This window comes from Microbacterium schleiferi (genome assembly GCF_015565955.1).
Classification (GTDB): Bacteria; Actinomycetota; Actinomycetes; order Actinomycetales; family Microbacteriaceae; genus Microbacterium; species Microbacterium schleiferi_A.
Window position 1 is genome coordinate 1,779,281 of sequence record NZ_CP064760.1, and the last position, 17,425, is coordinate 1,796,705.

At 67.3% G+C, this 17,425-nt stretch carries 12 protein-coding genes and 2 pseudogenes; 7 read left to right on the top strand and 7 right to left on the bottom strand.

Going from position 1 to position 17,425, the window contains the following annotated elements:
- Positions 1-10: 10 nt before the first annotated feature.
- On the bottom strand, positions 11-319 hold the full coding sequence (gene rplU, locus IT882_RS08490; protein WP_195691534.1) for a 50S ribosomal protein L21: 309 nt from the start codon (positions 317-319) through the stop codon (positions 11-13).
- Positions 320-536: 217 nt separating this feature from the next.
- Between rplU and IT882_RS08495 the strand changes: the two genes are divergently transcribed.
- Entirely contained in the window at positions 537-809 is a 273-nt protein-coding gene (locus tag IT882_RS08495; RefSeq protein WP_195691535.1) for a DUF4031 domain-containing protein, read from the top strand.
- 9 nt (positions 810-818) lie between these two features.
- On the opposite strand, the gene IT882_RS08500 is transcribed toward IT882_RS08495, so the two are convergent.
- Entirely contained in the window at positions 819-3,350 is a 2,532-nt protein-coding gene (locus IT882_RS08500) for an Rne/Rng family ribonuclease (protein WP_229382004.1), read from the bottom strand.
- Between the two features lie 378 nt (positions 3,351-3,728).
- On the opposite strand from IT882_RS08500, the gene IT882_RS08505 reads away from it, so the two are divergent.
- The gene (locus IT882_RS08505) at positions 3,729-4,337 is read left to right on the top strand and encodes a vitamin K epoxide reductase family protein (protein ID WP_195691536.1); all 609 of its coding nucleotides are present in this window, start codon (positions 3,729-3,731) and stop codon (positions 4,335-4,337) included.
- A 54-nt stretch (positions 4,338-4,391) separates the two neighbouring features.
- Here IT882_RS08505 and ndk read toward each other — a convergent pair.
- The 4 genes and pseudogenes from ndk to ileS all read right to left on the bottom strand — a co-directional run bounded on the left by ndk (position 4,392) and on the right by ileS (position 9,951).
- Positions 4,392-4,807, bottom strand: a pseudogene (ndk, locus tag IT882_RS08510) (nucleoside-diphosphate kinase).
- Positions 4,808-4,809: 2 nt separating this feature from the next.
- Entirely contained in the window at positions 4,810-5,226 is a 417-nt protein-coding gene (locus IT882_RS08515) for a DUF4233 domain-containing protein (protein ID WP_195691537.1), read from the bottom strand.
- Positions 5,223-6,575 carry a bifunctional folylpolyglutamate synthase/dihydrofolate synthase gene (locus IT882_RS08520; protein WP_195691538.1) on the bottom strand — a complete coding sequence of 451 codons (1,353 nt, stop codon included), beginning with the start codon at positions 6,573-6,575 and terminating at the stop codon, positions 5,223-5,225. The genes IT882_RS08515 and IT882_RS08520 overlap by 4 nt, the downstream gene beginning before the upstream one ends.
- A pseudogene (gene ileS, locus IT882_RS08525) lies at positions 6,572-9,951 on the bottom strand (isoleucine--tRNA ligase). Before ileS ends, IT882_RS08520 begins: the two are co-directional and overlap by 4 nt.
- Before the next feature lie 232 nt (positions 9,952-10,183).
- Between ileS and IT882_RS08530 the strand changes: the two are divergent.
- The 5 genes from IT882_RS08530 (at position 10,184) to IT882_RS08550 (ending at position 16,003) form a co-directional block, all read left to right on the top strand.
- Positions 10,184-10,852, top strand: a complete 669-nt coding sequence (locus tag IT882_RS08530) for a hypothetical protein (protein WP_195691539.1) — start codon at positions 10,184-10,186, stop codon at positions 10,850-10,852.
- 75 nt (positions 10,853-10,927) lie between these two features.
- Entirely contained in the window at positions 10,928-12,571 is a 1,644-nt protein-coding gene (gene abc-f / locus IT882_RS08535; protein ID WP_195691540.1) for a ribosomal protection-like ABC-F family protein, read from the top strand.
- A gap of 3 nt (positions 12,572-12,574) precedes the next feature.
- The gene (locus IT882_RS08540; protein ID WP_195691541.1) at positions 12,575-13,114 is read left to right on the top strand and encodes a GNAT family N-acetyltransferase; all 540 of its coding nucleotides are present in this window, start codon (positions 12,575-12,577) and stop codon (positions 13,112-13,114) included.
- 68 nt (positions 13,115-13,182) lie between these two features.
- Entirely contained in the window at positions 13,183-15,750 is a 2,568-nt protein-coding gene (gene valS / locus IT882_RS08545) for a valine--tRNA ligase (RefSeq protein WP_195691542.1), read from the top strand.
- Between the two features lies 1 nt (position 15,751).
- Positions 15,752-16,003: a hypothetical protein gene (locus tag IT882_RS08550; RefSeq protein ID WP_195691543.1), complete on the top strand. Its 252-nt coding sequence runs from the start codon at positions 15,752-15,754 to the stop codon at positions 16,001-16,003.
- 48 nt (positions 16,004-16,051) lie between these two features.
- Here IT882_RS08550 and IT882_RS08555 read toward each other — a convergent pair whose 3' ends face one another.
- Complete coding sequence (locus IT882_RS08555; RefSeq protein ID WP_195691544.1) at positions 16,052-17,350, bottom strand: MFS transporter; 1,299 nt, start codon at positions 17,348-17,350, stop codon at positions 16,052-16,054.
- Positions 17,351-17,425: the final 75 nt, after the last annotated feature.

Below are 17,425 nucleotides of genomic sequence, written 5' to 3' on the forward strand. Positions count from 1 at the left end.
TTCCTGGGACTTACTTGATTCCGGTGACCTTGACGCGCGTGAGGTCCTGGCGGTGCCCCTGGCGCTTCTTGTAGCCGGTCTTGTTCTTGAACTTCTGGATGACGATCTTCGGGCCACGCTCTTCGCCGAGGACTTCGGCGGTCACGCTGACCTTGGAGAGCTTCGCAGCGTCGGTCGTGACGGTGTCGCCGTCCACGAGCAGCACGGCCGGAAGCTCGACCTTGTCGCCGACCTTGGCGGCGAGACGGTCGAGGACGACGATCGTGCCGACCGAAACCTTCTCCTGACGGCCACCGGCGCGCACTACTGCGTAAACCACTTCACACCTGTTTCTTCTGGGAGCACAGCGCTCCGGTCTGTCTGAGGGGTCATCCGTGGGGATGACCGCTGCGGTGCGGAACCGAGGCCCTGACGTGCCGCCGTCCGGAACGCGGCACACGACGCACCAAAGGAATACATTACCCGATGCGGCACCGTACTGCCAAAGCGGCGCGCATCACCGTCGGCTTTCACGCTGCAGCACCTATGATCGGCGCGTGGCGATCCTGATCGACGACCCGCGCTGGCCAGCTCATGGCAGGTTGTGGTCGCACCTGATCAGCGACAGCACTCTCGCCGAGCTCCATGAGTTCGCCGCACGCAACGACATCCCCCGCCGCGGATTCGACCGCGACCACTACGACGTACCCGCCGAGGCCCACGAGAGACTCGTGGCCGCCGGGGCCAGAGCCGTGGACGGGCACACGCTCGTTCGCGCCCTTATCGCCTCCGGCCTCCGGGTGACAGCACGCGAGCGTCGCAACCTGTAGCTGTCTCGATCAGGACTCGTCGTCCGAGCTGGTCGGATTCGCAGACACCGGGGTACCGGTCAGCGCAGCGGTCGTCACTCGGCGTCGCCCTCGCCCCTGGCCGGGAGCCTTCGGCTCAGGCAGGGCGTTGAGTACCGAATCCAAGAGCAGTTCCTTCTCGGACTTGGGCTTGTCGGGTTCAGCCTTCTTCTTCCGCCGCTTGGGCTTCTCGGGTGCCGGCTCGCTGGCCTCTTGCACCGCCGCCACAACAACCTCTTCGACGGCCGCCGCATCCACGGGAGCGTGAATGGTGGATGCCGCGATCTGCGCCAGTGCGGACTTCACACCCTCGGTGATGACGTGCGTTCCGTTGCCACTCTGGGAGGACGACGACGGCGCACTGCCAGCGGCCGCCCCCCGGGTACGGCGCTGTGAGCCGTTGCCCGACGTTGACGTCCGGTGCTTGACGACCGGATCGTGGTGCACGATGACCCCGCGGCCTGCACAGACCTCGCAGGGCTCACTGAAAGTCTCCAGCAGCCCCAGTCCGAGCTTCTTGCGGGTCATCTGCACCAGACCGAGCGAGGTCACCTCGGCGACCTGGTGCTTCGTCCGATCACGACTGAGGCACTCGACCAATCGGCGCAGGACCAGGTCTCGGTTGGACTCGAGCACCATGTCGATGAAGTCGACGACGATGATGCCGCCGATGTCGCGGAGCCGAAGCTGGCGAACAATCTCTTCCGCGGCTTCGAGGTTGTTCTTGGTGACGGTCTCCTCGAGGTTGCCGCCGGAGCCGACGAACTTCCCCGTGTTGACGTCGATGACCGTCATCGCCTCGGTGCGGTCGATGACAAGCGATCCACCCGAGGGAAGCCACACCTTCCGGTCGAGCGCCTTCTCGATCTGCTCCGTGATCCGGAAGTCATCGAACGGATCGCCGTCGCCCTCGTAGGCCGTGACACGGTCAAGCAGATCGGGCGCGACCCCCTCCAGGTACCGAGAGATGGTGTGGAGCGCGTCCTCACCCTGGATGAGCATGCGGGAGAAGTCCTCGTTGAAGACATCGCGGACGATCTTCACCAGCAGATCAGGCTCGGAGTGAAGCAGCGCGGGAGCGCCGGTGGTCTCTACCTGTCGATTGATGTGCTCCCACTGTGCGGTCAGTCGCTGAACGTCGCGCGTGAGCTGGTCTTCGGTCGCCCCCTCGGCCGCGGTGCGAACGATGACACCGGATGACTCGGGCAGGACTTCCTTGAGGATCTTCTTCAGTCGTGCGCGCTCGGTGTCGGGCAGCTTGCGTGAGATGCCGTTCATCGCGCCACCGGGAACATAGACCAGGTAGCGGCCGGGAAGCGAGATCTGGCTCGTCAGGCGAGCGCCCTTGTGCCCGACGGGGTCCTTCGTCACCTGGACGAGCACCTTGTCGCCGGACTTCAACGCGAGCTCGATGCGCCGCGGCTGGTTGCCGGTCTCGACCGAGTCCCAATCCACCTCGCCCGAATACAGCACCGCGTTACGCCCACGACCGATGTCGACGAACGCTGCTTCCATGCTCGGGAGCACGTTCTGAACGCGCCCGAGATAGACGTTGCCGATGAGCGAGGCATCCTGACTGCGTGCCACGTAGTGCTCGACGAGCACGTTGTCCTCGAGGACGCCGATCTGGACGCGACCGTTCTTCGACCGCACCACCATGACGCGATCGACGGCTTCGCGACGCGCCAGGAACTCGGCTTCGGTCACCACGGTGCGCCGGCGGCCCGCTTCGCGGCCGTCCCGGCGTCGCTGTTTCTTCGCCTCGAGCCGCGTGGACCCCTTGATCCGCTGGGGCTCGGTGATGACTTCGGCCTGACGCTGCCTCGGACCGCTCGACCGATTGTCTTCGCGCGCTTCTCCCCCACCGCGCCGACGGTTGCGGCGTCGTGAAGAGCCAGCGGGCTCAGCCTCTTCCGGCTCCTCATCGGGGAGCGCCGGCAGAGGCGCGACCTCGGGAGCGTAGAACATCAGGGCCGTCGAGACCGCTGAGACAAAGTTCTCCGGCAGCAGCCCCAGGCTCACCGCGGTCGGCGGACCCGCCGGCTCTTCGGTCGCACTCGCCTGGGCGGTCGACTCCTGGTCGGTAGACGCCTGGTCATCGGATGCCGCACCGGCCTCGGGCACGGCGTCGGGCTCAGCTTCGGGGCCGGAGTCAGAAGCGGGGGTGGAGTCAGCTTCGGGGGCGTCCGCGACAGCGTCCGGATCGGACGCTGTCTCTTCCGCAGCGGCGCTGGCATCGACCACGGCATCCGCGTCGACTGCCTCGCCTGCGTCGCCCGCGCTGGCGGGCTCGGCTGTGCTGGCGGGCTCGGCCTCGATCAAGCCGGTTTCGTGCTCCGACGGAGCCTGCTCGGTTTCGGACGCATCCGACACTGCGGCGTCGGTCCCGGCGGCATCGACGGCAGCGGCGTCTGCTGCGTCGGTTTCCGTCGCCTCTGCGGTGCCAGAAGCAGCGTTCAGGTCGCTGCGCGTGCCTTCCGCATCTTCGTCGATCGTGTTCTGTACATCGTTCTCATCGCCCATGTCGGCGTACTCCTTGTCGAGCGACCCCGCGCGTCGCCCGACGACATCTCCGCGATCCGAAGGTCGCTCATCAACTCGGTGTGCAGCCGGCTCTACGCTCACGCTGCGACGGGCAGCCGTTGCCCGGAAGTCTGTGACGACATGTCCCGCGGCGCGGCCGCGGACTCGTCCCGGCAATTATCGCACTATCGGAGCGCAAACGCTCCATCGACTCGACGACTCCACTCACATCCTCGCTGGAACCTGAGCGCGCGGTGCGTCACAGGGCGCGGCAGCCTTCGCTCACGTGCGCCAAATCTTCGCGCCGCGCGTGAACCGATACAGCTCATTCCGGGTGACTCGGCGGCCTGTCAGCAACACGGGTGTCAGAATCGACGTATGCCGGAAGCATCCCGTCGTCGCCCCCTTGGCCTTGCCATCTGGCTCATCATTGCCGGGGTGATCGGTTGGTACGCCGCCTTCGCGCTGACGATCGAGCGGTTCCACCTGCTCGCTGACCCGAATGCGACGGCTTCCTGTGACTTCAGCATCTTGGTGCAGTGCACGGCGAACCTCGAGTCGTGGCAGGGAAGCGTCTTCGGCTTCCCCAACCCCATCCTGGGACTAGCGGGGTGGGTCGCACCCATCGTTGTCGGTGCAGCACTCCTGGCCGGCGCCCGTTTTGCCCGGTGGTTCTGGCTTCTCTTCTGGGCCGGAATGCTGTTCGCGTTCGGGTTCGTCATCTGGCTCATCAGCCAGAGCTTGTTCGAGCTGGGGACCCTGTGCCCGTGGTGCATGGTGACGTGGAGCGTGACGATCCCGACGTTCTATGCCGTCACCGTTCACGCCATGCGCTCGGGTGTCTTCGGGAGATCGCCGGGTCTGCTTCGGTTCTCGCGCGGTCTCATGCGGTGGGTTCCGCTGGCGACCATCGTCAGCTACGGGATCGTGATCATCGTCGCGCAGATTGCTCCGACCCGGGCTCTGACCAACATCTTCGGTCTTTAGCAAGAACGGGGAGGAAGACCCACCGGGTCCTCCTCCCCGTTCTTGCGCTCGGACTCAGCCGAACCAGATCTCCAACTCCCGCGCGGCAGATTCGGGGCTGTCTGAGCCGTGCACGAGGTTCTGCTGCACGGCAAGTCCCCAGTCGCGGCCGAAGTCGCCGCGGATCGTTCCGGGCGCAGCCGTGGTGGGGTCGGTCGTTCCGGCCAGCGAGCGGAAGCCCTCGATGACCCGGTTCCCGGCCAGACGGATGGCCACCGAGGGACCCGACATCATGAACTCGAGGAGCGGCTCATAGAACGGCTTTCCCGCGTGCTCGGCGTAGTGCTGCTCGAGGCGGTCCCGGTCGGGTTCGACCAGGCGGATGTCGACGAGGGCGTATCCCTTCGCTTCGATGCGAGCGAGGATCGAGCCGGTCAGCCCCTCGCAACACCGTCGGGCTTGACCAGAACGAGGGTCTCTTCGGTCGACATCGTCATTCTCCGTTCGAAGGTTCGGGGGGTGCCGCGTGTCGGGCGTTACGAGCATCAAGGGATGCTCCCTTGATCGTTGCATACGCCCACATGCCACCGAAAATGAGGGCGACAGCGAAGAGCGCCGGCACCAAGAAACCGCCCAGCAGAACAACCCCCTGCAGAGCCCAGCCGACGGCGATCGCCCACGGGTGACGCAAGAGCCCGGCGGTGACCACCATGAGCAGGGCGAGGACGGATCCACCCACGATCCCCCACCACGGCTCGATGCCGCCAGGCAGGACGCGAAGTCCGTAGACGACGAGTCCGCCGAGGAAGACGACGATCGACTCGAAGCCGAGGACGACCGACCCGAGAGACTCCCGGGCACCGCGGGCGCGGCGTGACCGAGGGGCGGGACTGGACTCTGCGGCGCTCACGCGTCCGGCCCCGCTTTCCACTCGTTCTGCGCCGAGAGAGTGATCGCCTCACCCGCAAGGACCACCGAGCCGGTGATGATGACGGCACGGCGGGGCGCAGCGGCCGCCCAGGACCTGGCAGCCTCGGCAGCGGATTCCAACTCGGGGAAGACCGCTGCAGGAAGACCGCGGGCCTCAAGCAGATCAGCAAGGGCGTCGGCATCCGTCGCCCGGTCAGAATCAGGCGCGGTCACGAAGATCTCTGTGGCGACCTCGCTCAGTTCCGACACGATGCCATCGGCATCCTTGTCCGACAGGATGCCCAGAACCAGACCCCACTCGTCGAAATCGAACGACTCGCCCAGAGCCTGAGCGAGCGCGCGAGCACCGTGGGGGTTGTGGGCGGCGTCGACGAGCACCGTCGGGTTCGTACCAATCAGCTGCAAACGTCCCGGTGACGTGACGCTCGACAGGCCGTCGACCAGCACGTCGGTCGCGATCGGCAGCTGCCCACCACCGATCAGTGCCTCGACGGTAGCGATGGCCAGGGCGGCGTTGAAGCCCTGATGCGAGCCATAGAGCGGCAGATAGAGATCGGGATACTCCCCGGCCATGCCCCGCACCGAGATCAGCTGACCTCCGACGGCGAGAGCTGACTGCTGCAGTGCGAACTGTTCGCCCTCGATCGCGAAGGTGGCATCCCGTCGTCCGGCCTGCCCCCTCAGGACGGCCTCTGCGGCGGGCGCCTGCCGGGCCGTGACGACCGCCGCGCCCTCCTTGATGATTCCCGCCTTGACCGTTGCGATCTGCTCGATCGTGTCGCCCAGGCGAGCGGCGTGATCCAGATCGATCGGAGCGAAGACCGCGACGTCGCCGTCGGCCGTGTTGGTCGAGTCCCAGCTGCCGCCCATTCCGACCTCGAGCACGAGGACGTCCACCGGTGCGTCGGCACACACGACGAAGGCCAGCACCGTGAGCAGTTCGAAGAAGGTGAGCTCGGCGTCACCGGATCCTGTGAGATCGGCATCGACGAGATCGATGAACGGCGCGATCTCGTCCCAGGCGGCGACGAGTGCGGCATCCGTCACGGGCTCCCCGTCGATGAGGATGCGCTCGGTGAACCGCTCCAGGTGCGGGCTCGTGAACATCCCGGTGCGCAGGCCGTGCGCGCGGATCAGGCTCTCGACGATGCGGCTGGTCGAGGTCTTGCCGTTTGTCCCCGTGATGTGCACGACGCGGTACGTGCGCTGGGGGTTGTCGAGATAGTCCAGCAGCTTCTGGGTGCGTTCGATGCGGGGCTGAACCCACTGCTCCCCTTGGCGGGCCAGAAGGATGTCGTAAACGGCATCCGCGCGTTCGCGATCGTTCATGCGGTTCCTCCCCTGCGCGCAACGCCGATGGTCACGGCGCCTCTGTTGGCGTACGTCCCCGCGTCCACCACCGTCTCGAACTCCGGATCTGCCGCGTCCCCGACCTCGAGCTTCACGGTCGTGCGTGAGCGCACCGCGTAGGCGCGCGCCAACGTTTCACCTGCCAGGTTCGCGACCTCGAACGCGGCTGCCACGGCATCGGCGTCCGCCTGGTCATCGAAGAGCAGATCGAGGCGGATGCGGTCGCTCACGTCGAATCCCGCGGCCTTTCGGGCATCCTGCACGGCCCGAATCATGTCTCGGGCCAGGCCCTCGGCTTCCAGTTCGGGCGTGGTCGTGGTGTCGAGGAGAACAAAACCGCCGCCGGGCAGCACGGCCAGGGCCTCTCCCTCGGGCCTGCCCGCGGTCTCGAGTACGAGGTCATACTCCCCCGGCTCGAGCGCGATGCCGCCGGCAACGACCACACCATCGGTATCCGCCCAGTCGCCGGCCTTGGCGGCCTGGATGACCTGCTGCACCTGCTTGCCCAGGCGCGGGCCGGCGGCACGAGCGTTGACCGAGAGCCGGTGCGTGATCCCGTACTCGGCGGGAGTCTCGGGCGCGAGCTCGACGAGCTCCACGGCCTTCACGTTCAGCTCATCGCGCACGATCGACTCGAACTGTGCGAGACCCGCGGCATCCGCAACCACCACCGTCAGACGTGGCAGTGGAAGACGGACGCGCTTGCCCTCCTTCTTGCGGAGGGCGTTCGCAACACTCGAGACTTCGCGCACGGCATCCATCGCGGCGCGAATGTCGGCGGCGGGAGCGAAGGATGCCGCATCCGGCCAGTCCTGCAGGTGCACGCTGCGTCCGCCCGTGAGCCCCTGCCACACGCGTTCAGCCACGAGAGGGATGAGCGGCGCAGCCACGCGGGTGAGCGTCTCAAGCACGGTGTAGAGCGTGTCGAAGGCTTCGCGCGAGCGCGGGTCATCGGTCACGCCCTCCCAGAAACGGTCGCGGGAGCGGCGGATGTACCAGTTCGTGAGCGCCTCGGCGAAGTCGCGGAGCTTCTCAGCCGCGCTCGTCGAATCCAGGGCGTCCAGGTCGGCCGCGACCCCCGAGACGACGTCGCCGAGGAGCGCGAGGATGTAGCGATCGAGCACGTCGGTGGAGTCGGTGCGCCAGGATGCCTCGTAGCCGTCACCGTCCGGGCCCGCGGCAGCATTCGCGTAGGTCGCGAAGAAGTACCAGGCGTTCCACAGCGGCAGCAGGAACTCGCGCACGCCGGCGCGGATGCCTTCCTCGGTGACGACGAGGTTCCCGCCGCGGAGCACCGAGCTCGACATGAGGAACCACCGCATCGCGTCGGAGCCGTCGCGGTCGAAGACCTCGCTCACGTCGGGGTAGTTGCGCAGCGACTTCGACATCTTCTGGCCGTCCGAGCCCAGCACGATGCCATGGCACGAGACACCCGTGAAGGCGGGACGGTCGAACAGCGCACCCGAGAGGACGTGCATGACGTAAAACCAGCCGCGCGTCTGGCCGATGTACTCGACGATGAAGTCGGCGGGGGCGTGCTCGTCGAACCACTCCTGGTTCTTGAACGGGTAGTGCACCTGCGCGTAGGGCATCGACCCCGAGTCGAACCACACGTCGAAGACGTCCTCGATGCGGCGCATCGTCGAGTGACCGGTCGGGTCGTCGGGATTCGGGCGGGTCAGCTCGTCGATGAACGGGCGGTGCAGATCGACCTCGCCGGCCTCATTGCGGGGCAGCACACCGAAGTCCCGCTCCAGCTCGGCGAACGATCCGTACGCGTCGACCCGCGGATACTCGGGTTGTCGCTCTTCCAGATTGGGATCGGCGAGCCCCAGTACCGGTTCCGGCTGATCGACCAGTCCCGGGCGCCCTCGAGCCACTTGCCGAATTGTCCGTGCTTGACGTTCTCGGGAGCCCACGTGATCTGTTCGTTGAGCTCGATGAGGCGATCCTTGATCTCGGTGACGCGCACGAACCAGCTCGAGACCGCCTTGTAGATGAGGGGGTTCCGGCAGCGCCAGCAGTGCGGGTACGAGTGCTCGTAGCTGGCCTCGCGCAGCAGCCGCCCGTTCTCGCGCAGGAGGCGGATCAGGGGCCGGTTCGCGTCCATCCACAGCTCACCGGCGACATCCGTCACCTGCGCCAGGAAACGCCCGCCCTCGTCGAGCGAGAGGATCGTCGGGATGCCCGCCGCCTCGGATACGCGCTGGTCATCCTCACCGTAGGCCGGAGCCTGGTGAACGATGCCTGTGCCATCGCTCGTGGTGACGTAGCCGTCGACGAGGATCTGCCAAGCGTTTCCGGTTCCCCAGGTCTCGACATCCGCGTAGTAGTCGAAGAGGCGGTCGTACGAGACGCCGGCAAGATCCGTACCCAGGATGCTGCGCGAGACCGCCGCGCGGGCCTCCTCGGCGCTGTCGTACCCGAGGTCCTTCGCATAGCCGGCAAGCAGGTCTTCCGCGAGCAGGTACTCGTGCGCGGTCGCCTCGATCGCATCATCCGCGACGCCGTCGGGCGCACGGTGCACGTCGGCGGCACCGTTCGGACCGCCGGGGAGCACGACGTACCGGATGTCGGGACCGACCGCGAGCGCGAGGTTGGTCGGGAGCGTCCAGGGAGTCGTCGTCCACGCGAGGGCACGCACCGCGGTGAGACCCAGTGCCTCGGCCTTCGCTCCCACGAGCGGGAAGGTCACCGTGACTGACGGGTCCTGCCGCATCTTGTAGACGTCGTCGTCCATGCGCAGCTCGTGGCTCGACAGCGGGGTCTCGTCGCGCCAGCAGTAGGGCAGCACGCGGTAGCCCTCATACGCGAGCCCCTTGTCGTAGAGGTTCTTGAACGCCCACAGCACCGACTCCATGTAGCCGGTGTCGAGCGTCTTGTAGCCGCGCTCGAAATCGACCCAGCGCGCCTGGCGGGTGACGTAGTCCTCCCACTCGTGCGTGTAGGTGAGCACCGACTCGCGAGCCTTCGCATTGAAGGCGGCGATGCCCATCTGCTCGATCTCGGCCTTCTCGGTGATGCCGAGCTGTTTCATCGCCTCGAGTTCGGCGGGGAGGCCGTGCGTGTCCCACCCGAACACCCGGTCGACCTTCTTCCCGCGCATCGTCTGAAAACGCGGGAAGAGGTCCTTGGCGTAGCCGGTCAGGAGGTGGCCGTAGTGAGGCAGGCCGTTCGCGAAGGGAGGACCGTCGTAGAAGACCCATTCCGGTGCACCGTCTCGCTGCGCGATGGAGGCGCGGAAGGTGTCATCCTGCTGCCAGAAGCCCAGAACGTCCTGCTCGATCGCGGGAAAGCGCGGGCTCGGAGACACATCGGCGGCGGGCCCGAAGGCCGAGGAGCGGGGGTAGGTCATGATCTCTCGCAAGGTTCACGGACGTCGTCGCCGGGACGACTCTCGCGAGCCGCGGTACCACCCTGCGTGCCCTGTCGACCTGCGATCGACAAGACCCCTCTCACTGCGGCTGTGACGGGCCTGACCCGCTCGGTTCTACTGAGCCCCGTGCGGGACCGTTCTTCCGAGAGCTCCCCGGTGATAGCCGGATCGGTGCTCGTGGGTCGATTCTACCCGCGCCTAGGGTGGATGCGTGCCTTCCGCCCGCCGTCCAGGACTCCGCCCCGCCCGTCGCGCGGAGCCTGATCTGCCGGATGAGCTCACCGCGGCGACGCCCGCGCCCCGCGCGAACGTCTGGGGCGCGCGGATCGAGGTGGGCTCCGGCGCCTCGGCGGCACCTCATGCCGTCTGGGAGGAGTGCCGCGTCACGATGGCGGAGGCGGATACCGTCGACCTCCTGGACCTGACCGGATCGACCGTGCGTGATGTGATCATCGATCGCCTGCACGCGGTGCAGGTCACCGCCCGGTCATCGCGCTGGCGTGAGGTCGAGGTCGGCACGGCGCGGGTGGGCACGCTCGATCTCGGCGCCGCCGAGGTGGCAGCTGTCACCTTCCGCAGCGTCCGGGCCGACTATCTCAACCTCGCGGCCTCCCAGATGAGCGACGTCACGTTCATCGACTGCGTCTTCGGCACGATCGATGCGCCTGCCGCGACGCTCACGCGCGTCACTTTCGAGGGCTGCCGCTGCGAAGAACTGGACACTCGTGACCTGCGCGCCGAGGACCTCGACCTTCGCGGGCTGGATGTCGCGTCCTTCACCGATCTGCGAGGACTCCGCGGCGCCACGCTGTCGTTACCACAGGCTCACGCGCATGCGAGCGCTTTCGCATCGGCTCTCGGCATCCGGATCGCCGACTGAGACCACGCGGCCCCGCCCTGCGCCCCACGAGCTATCCGGTGACCGGCGACGCCCGGGGTGGGGAAGAATGATGCAGTGAGCGCGACCCTGATAGCCAAGAACCTGGCTGGCGGTCATGACCACCGCATCCTCTTCAGCGACCTCGACCTCGTCGTTGCTCCCGGTGATGTCATCGGCGTTGTCGGTGCGAACGGCGCGGGCAAATCGACGCTCCTACGCCTCCTCGCCGGTGCTGATGCGCCGCTCGAAGGAACTGTCAGCCGCGCCCCGACGGATGCCTTCATCGGCTGGCTTCCGCAAGAGCACGAGCGCGTCGCCGGGGAGACGATCGCCGGCTACGTCGGGCGGCGAACCGGCGCGGCCCAGGCGACGATCGAGATGGATGCAGCAGCCGCAGCGCTCGCCGATCCCGCCGGCGGTGACGCCGCCGCCGACGCCTACGCGACCGCGCTCGACCGATGGTTGGCCAGCGGCGCCGCCGACCTCGACGAGCGCCTTCCCGTCGTCCTCGCCGATCTCGGTCTCGATCTGCCTTCCGACGCGCCGATGACCGGACTCTCGGGAGGCCAGGCCGCGCGCGTGGCGCTGGCTGCACTCCTGCTCTCGCGCTTCGACATCGTGCTGCTCGATGAGCCCACCAACGATCTGGACCTTGACGGTCTCGCGCGACTGGAGAGCTTCCTGCGTGGCTACCGCGGCGGCGTCGTTCTGGTCAGCCACGACCGCGAGTTCCTCTCGACCATCGTGACGACGGTCGTGGAGTTGGATCTCGCGCAGGGCACCAATCGCGTCTACGGCGGGAGCTACGACGCCTTCCTCGAGGAACGCGCGATCGCTCGGCGCCATGCCCGCGAGGAGTACGAGGAATACAGCGACAAGCGCGCGGACCTGGTCAATCGCGCCCGCACGCAGCGGGAGTGGTCGAGCCAGGGTGTGCGCAATGCGATGCGCAAGTCTCCCGACAACGACAAGATCCGCCGTAAAGCCTCGACCGAGTCCAGCGAGAAGCAGGCGCAGAAGGTGCGGCAGATGGAGAGCCGCATCGCGCGACTCGAAGAAGTCGACGAGCCGCGCAAGGAGTGGCAGCTGCAGTTCACGATCGGCGAGGCCCCCCGCTCCAGCTCGGTCGTCGCCACGGCATCCTCGGCTCTCGTCCGTCAGGGCGACTTCACGCTGGGACCGGTGTCGGTGCAGGTCAACGCGGGCGATCGGATCGGGATCACGGGGCCCAACGGCGCCGGAAAGTCGACTCTCCTCCGCCTGCTGCTGGGTCGCCTCAGCCCCGACGAGGGCGCCACGAGCCTCGGCGCGAGCGTTGCGATCGGCGAGATCGATCAGGCCCGGGCGCTGCTGGCCGGCGATGACGCTCTGGCTACGGCTTTCGAGGCACAGGTCCCTGAATGGGCCAGTGCCGAGGTGCGCACCCTGCTTGCGAAGTTCGGTCTGAAGGCCGACCATGTCGGACGCGCCGTCAACGAGCTCTCCCCGGGGGAACGCACGCGGGCGGGCCTTGCGCTCCTGCAGGCTCGCGGTGTCAACGTGCTCGTGCTCGACGAACCCACCAACCACCTCGACCTTCCGGCGATCGAACAGCTCGAGCAAGCGCTGGAGAGCTACAGCGGCACGGTGCTGCTGGTCACTCACGACCGCCGCATGCTGCAGACCGTCAGTCTGAATCGTCACTGGCATCTCGATGCCGGCACCCTCACGGAGTCCTGACCCATGCTGCTGACCACCGATCGCCTGCGACTGCGTCCGCTCGAGGCATCCGACGCCCCCGCTCTGCACCGGGCGCTCGGCGACCCGGTAGCCATGGCCGCCTACGAACACGGCTTCTCTCTCGAGGAGACGCACGACTGGATCGCCCGGCAGCAGCAGCGCTACCTCGACGACGGATTCGGCCTGTGGGCGATGGTGCACGCAGATACCGGCGAGCTCATCGGGGATGCCGGGATCACCACCCAGCCCGTCGGCGACGAGACCGTGATCGAGGTCGGCTACCACCTCGCTCGAGCCTGGTGGGGACAGGGCTACGCCACCGAAGCTGCCCGCGCGTGCACCTCCTGGGCCTTCGCGACGCAGGACACCGACCTCGTCTATGCGCGGATCCGCGATACGAACATCGCATCGATGAACGTCGCCATTCGGCTCGGGATGACGGTGCGCCAGCGCTTCATGGTTCACTACCGCGGAATCGACATGCCCCACCTCGCCTTCGCGATCGGCCGCGACCGGTGGGATACCCAGGATGTGCGCCGGTAGAATCGAGGGGCATCCTCACACACTCAGGCACGCACACACGGTGCCGCACATATCGCGCAAGGAGACCCATGGCCGCTATTCCCGACAAGCCCGTCCTCGAAGGTCTCGAGCAGAAGTGGGATGCCGCGTGGACGGATGCCGGAACCTACCGGTTCGACCGCTCCCGCGCCGCCGAGGTCGGACGCGACGGGGTCTACTCCGTCGATACTCCCCCGCCGACGGCATCCGGGTCGCTGCACATCGGTCACGTGTTCAGCTACACCCACACCGACGTCAAGGTCCGGTTCGAACGGATGCGGGGCAAGACGGTGTTCTACCCGATGGGGTGGGATGACAACGGCCTACCGACCGAGCGTCGGGTCCAGAACTACTACGGCGTGCGTTGCGACCCGTCGCTTCCCTACGACCCGGAGTTCACTCCCCCGTACGAGGGCGGCGACAACAAGAGCAGCAAGGCCGCAGACCAGAGGCCCATCAGCCGCCGCAACTTCATCGAGCTGTGCGAGAAACTCACCGTCGAAGACGAGAAGCACTTCGAGAACCTCTGGCGTGACCTCGGACTGAGCGTCGACTGGACCCAGACCTACCGCACGATCTCGGACGAGACGATGCGCACGAGCCAGCTCGCGTTCCTGCGAAACCTCGAGCGCGGCGAGGCCTACCAGGCACTCGCACCCACGCTGTGGGACATCGATTTCCGTTCCGCGATCGCGCAGGCAGAGCTCGAGGACCGCGACCAGCCGGCCGCCTATCACCGTCTCGCCTTCCACAAGAGCGACGGCAGCGGCGACATCCACATCGAGACAACCCGCCCCGAGCTGCTCGCCGCGTGTGTCGCCCTGGTCGCCCACCCCGACGACGAGCGCTACCAGCCCGCGTTCGGCACGACAGTGCGCACTCCCCTGTTCGATGTCGAGGTCCCCGTTCTGCCCCACCCGCTCGCACAGCCCGACAAGGGCTCGGGTATCGCCATGATCTGTACGTTCGGCGACGTCACCGACATCATCTGGTGGCGCGAGCTCGACCTCCCCAACCGCACGATCATCGGGATGGACGGGCGCATCCTCGCGGAAGCCCCCGAGGTCATCACGACCGACGCCGCGCGCGCTGCCTACGCGGAGCTCGCCGGCAAGACGGTGTTCAGTGCGAAGAAGCGCGTCGTGGAACTGCTGCAGGAATCGGGCGAGCTCATCGGCGACCCGAAGCCCTTCACCCACCCCGTGAAGTTCTTCGAGAAGGGTGATCGGCCGCTCGAGATCGTCTCCACGCGCCAGTGGTACGTCCGCAACGGCGCCCGAGACGAGGCTTTGCGCGAGAAGCTCCTCGACCTCGGTCGCGACGTGTCGTGGCATCCCGACTTCATGCGCGTTCGCTACGAGAACTGGGTCGGTGGTCTCACCGGCGACTGGCTCGTCTCGCGCCAGCGGTTCTTCGGAGTGCCGATTCCCGTCTGGTACGGCCTCGACGAGAACGGTGAGCGCGACTACGAGCACGTACTCGTGCCGACGGCCGACGCGCTTCCTGTCGACCCGACCACCGACGTTCCCCCGGGTTATACCGAGGACCAGCGCGGGGTTCCGGGAGGCTTCGACGGTGAGCGCGACATCTTCGATACCTGGGCGACCTCGTCGCTCACACCGCAACTGGCCGGTGGATGGGAGCGCGATCCCGAACTGTGGAATCTCGTCGCCCCGTTCGACCTGCGCCCCCAGGGCCAGGACATCATCCGCACCTGGCTCTTTTCGACGATGCTGCGCAGCGCGCTCGAAGACGGTCGCGCGCCCTGGACGGATGCTGCGATTTCGGGGTTCATCGTCGACCCCGACCGCAAGAAGATGTCTAAGTCCAAGGGCAACGTCGTCACCCCGGCCGACATCCTGCACCAGCACGGGTCGGATGCCGTCCGGTACTGGGCAGCGTCGAGCAGGCTCGGCACGGATGCCGCATTCGACCCGCAGAACCCGACGCAGATCAAGATCGGCCGGCGTCTCGCGATCAAGATCCTGAACGCGGCGAAATTCGTCCTGTCGTTCCCGGTGCCCGAGGGTGCCCGGATCACGCACGCGCTTGACGCGTCGATGCTCGCGACGCTCGACGGCGTGGTGCGCGACGCGACGGCAGCACTGGATGCCTACGATCACGCTCGCGCGCTCGAGATCACCGAGTCGTTCTTCTGGACCTTCTGCGATGACTATCTCGAGCTGGTCAAGGAACGCGCATATGACCAGACCGACGTCGGGCAGGCATCCGCGGCGCTCGCGCTGCGCACCGCCCTGTCGACGCAGCTACGACTTCTCGCGCCCGTTGTCTCGTTCGCGACCGAGGAGGCATGGTCGTGGTTCGAGGACGGCTCGGTCCACACCGCCGCCTGGCCTGAGCCGCTGGGGATCGAGGGCGATCCGGCCGTGCTGACAGCCGTCGGTGAGGCTCTGATCGGCATCCGTCGCGCGAAGACCGAGGCGAAGGCGTCCCAGAAGACGCCTGTCACCTCGATCACGATCGGTGCGCCGGCTGCGACCGTGGAACGCCTCCGCACAGCAGAAGGCGACCTCAAGGCCGTGGGGCGCATCGCCGCGATTGCCTACACGGATGCCGACAGCACGACTGTCGCCGCCATCGAACTCGGAGAGGTGTGAGATGCAGCTCGGAACTCGCTGGTCCCTCGGGACGACGCCGCCGGCCGCCGTGCCGGACGCCCTTCGCGCACAGATCGCCGCTGTGGAGGATCTGATCTCCGCCGGTCAGCTCGCGCAGGAGCCGACGCCCCGATGGACGCTCACGTGGTTGGAGGGACGCCCGATCGCGGAGCTCGACACCGGGGTGATCGTCACGCTCACCGCTGACGGGGAAGCTGTCGTGCAGCACGATCCCGACGACGACTTCGCCTGATCGCGCCGAGGCGGGGCGGCGCGGAGCGCCGGCACCGTCCTCAGTGCCCTACGCCTGGTCAGGTGCCGTCACCGTGCTGGCTGCCAGCAGGAGCCGGGCAGCTGCCAGGGCGGCGACGATCGTGACCGCTGCGGCAATGACGTAGGGCAGTCGGAGGTCATACCGAGCGACGAAGCCGCCGAGCATCGTCGCGATCGGGAACAGGCCCCAGGTGAGACTGCGGATGATGCCCAGGACGCGACCGAAGATGTCACCGGGGACGATCATCTGGCGCAGTGCACCCCAGGGGACGTTCCAGAGCGAAACCGCGAAGGCCATGCCCGCGTAGGCGAGGATGGCGCTGATGACCTCCGGGGCGATACCGACCAGGGCAAGGCACACCCCGGCCACGAGGTTCGCGCCGAGCATGACAGCTCCGCGGCCGAAGCGCCGCACGAGGATGGGCGCTACGAGCGAGCCCAGGAGAGCTCCGGCCCCGATTCCCGCCGTGACGAACCCGATCGCCGCCGGGGCCACGCCCTGCGTGTCGAGGAAGTAGAGAATCGTCGGCGCCTGCGCGAATGCAAACGCACCCCCGAGAATCGAGGTGAACACGACGAGGGCGCGCAGGTAGCGATGACGCCACAGGTACAGTGCTGCATCCTTTGTCGACACGCGCGGGCTGTCGGATGCCGGGATCCGCTCGCCCGGCGTCGCGACGCCGTCCGCTGCGGATGCCGGGCGGCTCGCAGAACTTCGCAGAGCGTGGGCGGCAGACAGCGGCAGCATCAGCGCCAGGGCGATCGGGACGAGGTAGCCAGCCGATCCCACCCAGAGTGGGAGAACAAGCGATACCGCGAACAGGATCCCGGCGATCGGCTGCGCGACGAAGCTATCGATCGTGATCTGCGCAGCCTGAATGCGACTGTTCGCGCGGTCCAATCCGGCCTTGTCGACGAGCGAGGGGATGACGGCGTTGGTCGCGTTGTCGAAGAGGGTCTCGCCGATGCCGAACACGACGGTCGCGACCAGAAGCTGCCACAGTTGCAGATGGCCTGTCGCGGTGAGCGCCGCAAGAGCCACCGCGACCCCACCACGCAGGATGTTCGCCGACGCCATCACGCGGCGCCGATCCAACCGGTCGACGATCATGCCGGCGGGCAGGCCGAAGAACAGCCAGGGCACGAACGCGAGCGCGCCGACCGCGGCAATCGCCACCGGGTCTCGCGTGAGGGTTGTCGCAATGAGCGGAACTGCGGTGCGCCCCACACCGTCGGCGAGGTTGCTGAACGCCGCCGCGGTCCAGAGCTTCCCGAAGTCTTTTCCGAGGGGAACCTGACGCCGCACCCGGGTCGGGGCGACAGTCATCGCGGGAGAATGCCGATGTGAGCACCGGCGGTAGCATCCGCGCGCGCGGTGGCGTGCTGATGCCGCGCGGCCTCC

Bases quoted from the DNA above. Each gene is read 5' to 3' on its own strand.
- IT882_RS08550 (WP_195691543.1), top strand. From the start codon at position 15,752: ATGCAGCTCGGAACTCGCTGGTCCCTCGGGACGACGCCGCCGGCCGCC.
- IT882_RS08505 (WP_195691536.1), top strand. From the start codon at position 3,729: ATGCCGGAAGCATCCCGTCGTCGCCCCCTTGGCCTTGCCATCTGGCTC.
- IT882_RS08555 (WP_195691544.1), bottom strand. From the start codon at position 17,350: ATGACTGTCGCCCCGACCCGGGTGCGGCGTCAGGTTCCCCTCGGAAAA.
- IT882_RS08500 (WP_229382004.1), bottom strand. From the start codon at position 3,350: ATGGGCGATGAGAACGATGTACAGAACACGATCGACGAAGATGCGGAA.
- IT882_RS08540 (WP_195691541.1), top strand. From the start codon at position 12,575: ATGCTGCTGACCACCGATCGCCTGCGACTGCGTCCGCTCGAGGCATCC.
- valS (WP_195691542.1), top strand. From the start codon at position 13,183: ATGGCCGCTATTCCCGACAAGCCCGTCCTCGAAGGTCTCGAGCAGAAG.
- IT882_RS08520 (WP_195691538.1), bottom strand. From the start codon at position 6,575: ATGAACGATCGCGAACGCGCGGATGCCGTTTACGACATCCTTCTGGCC.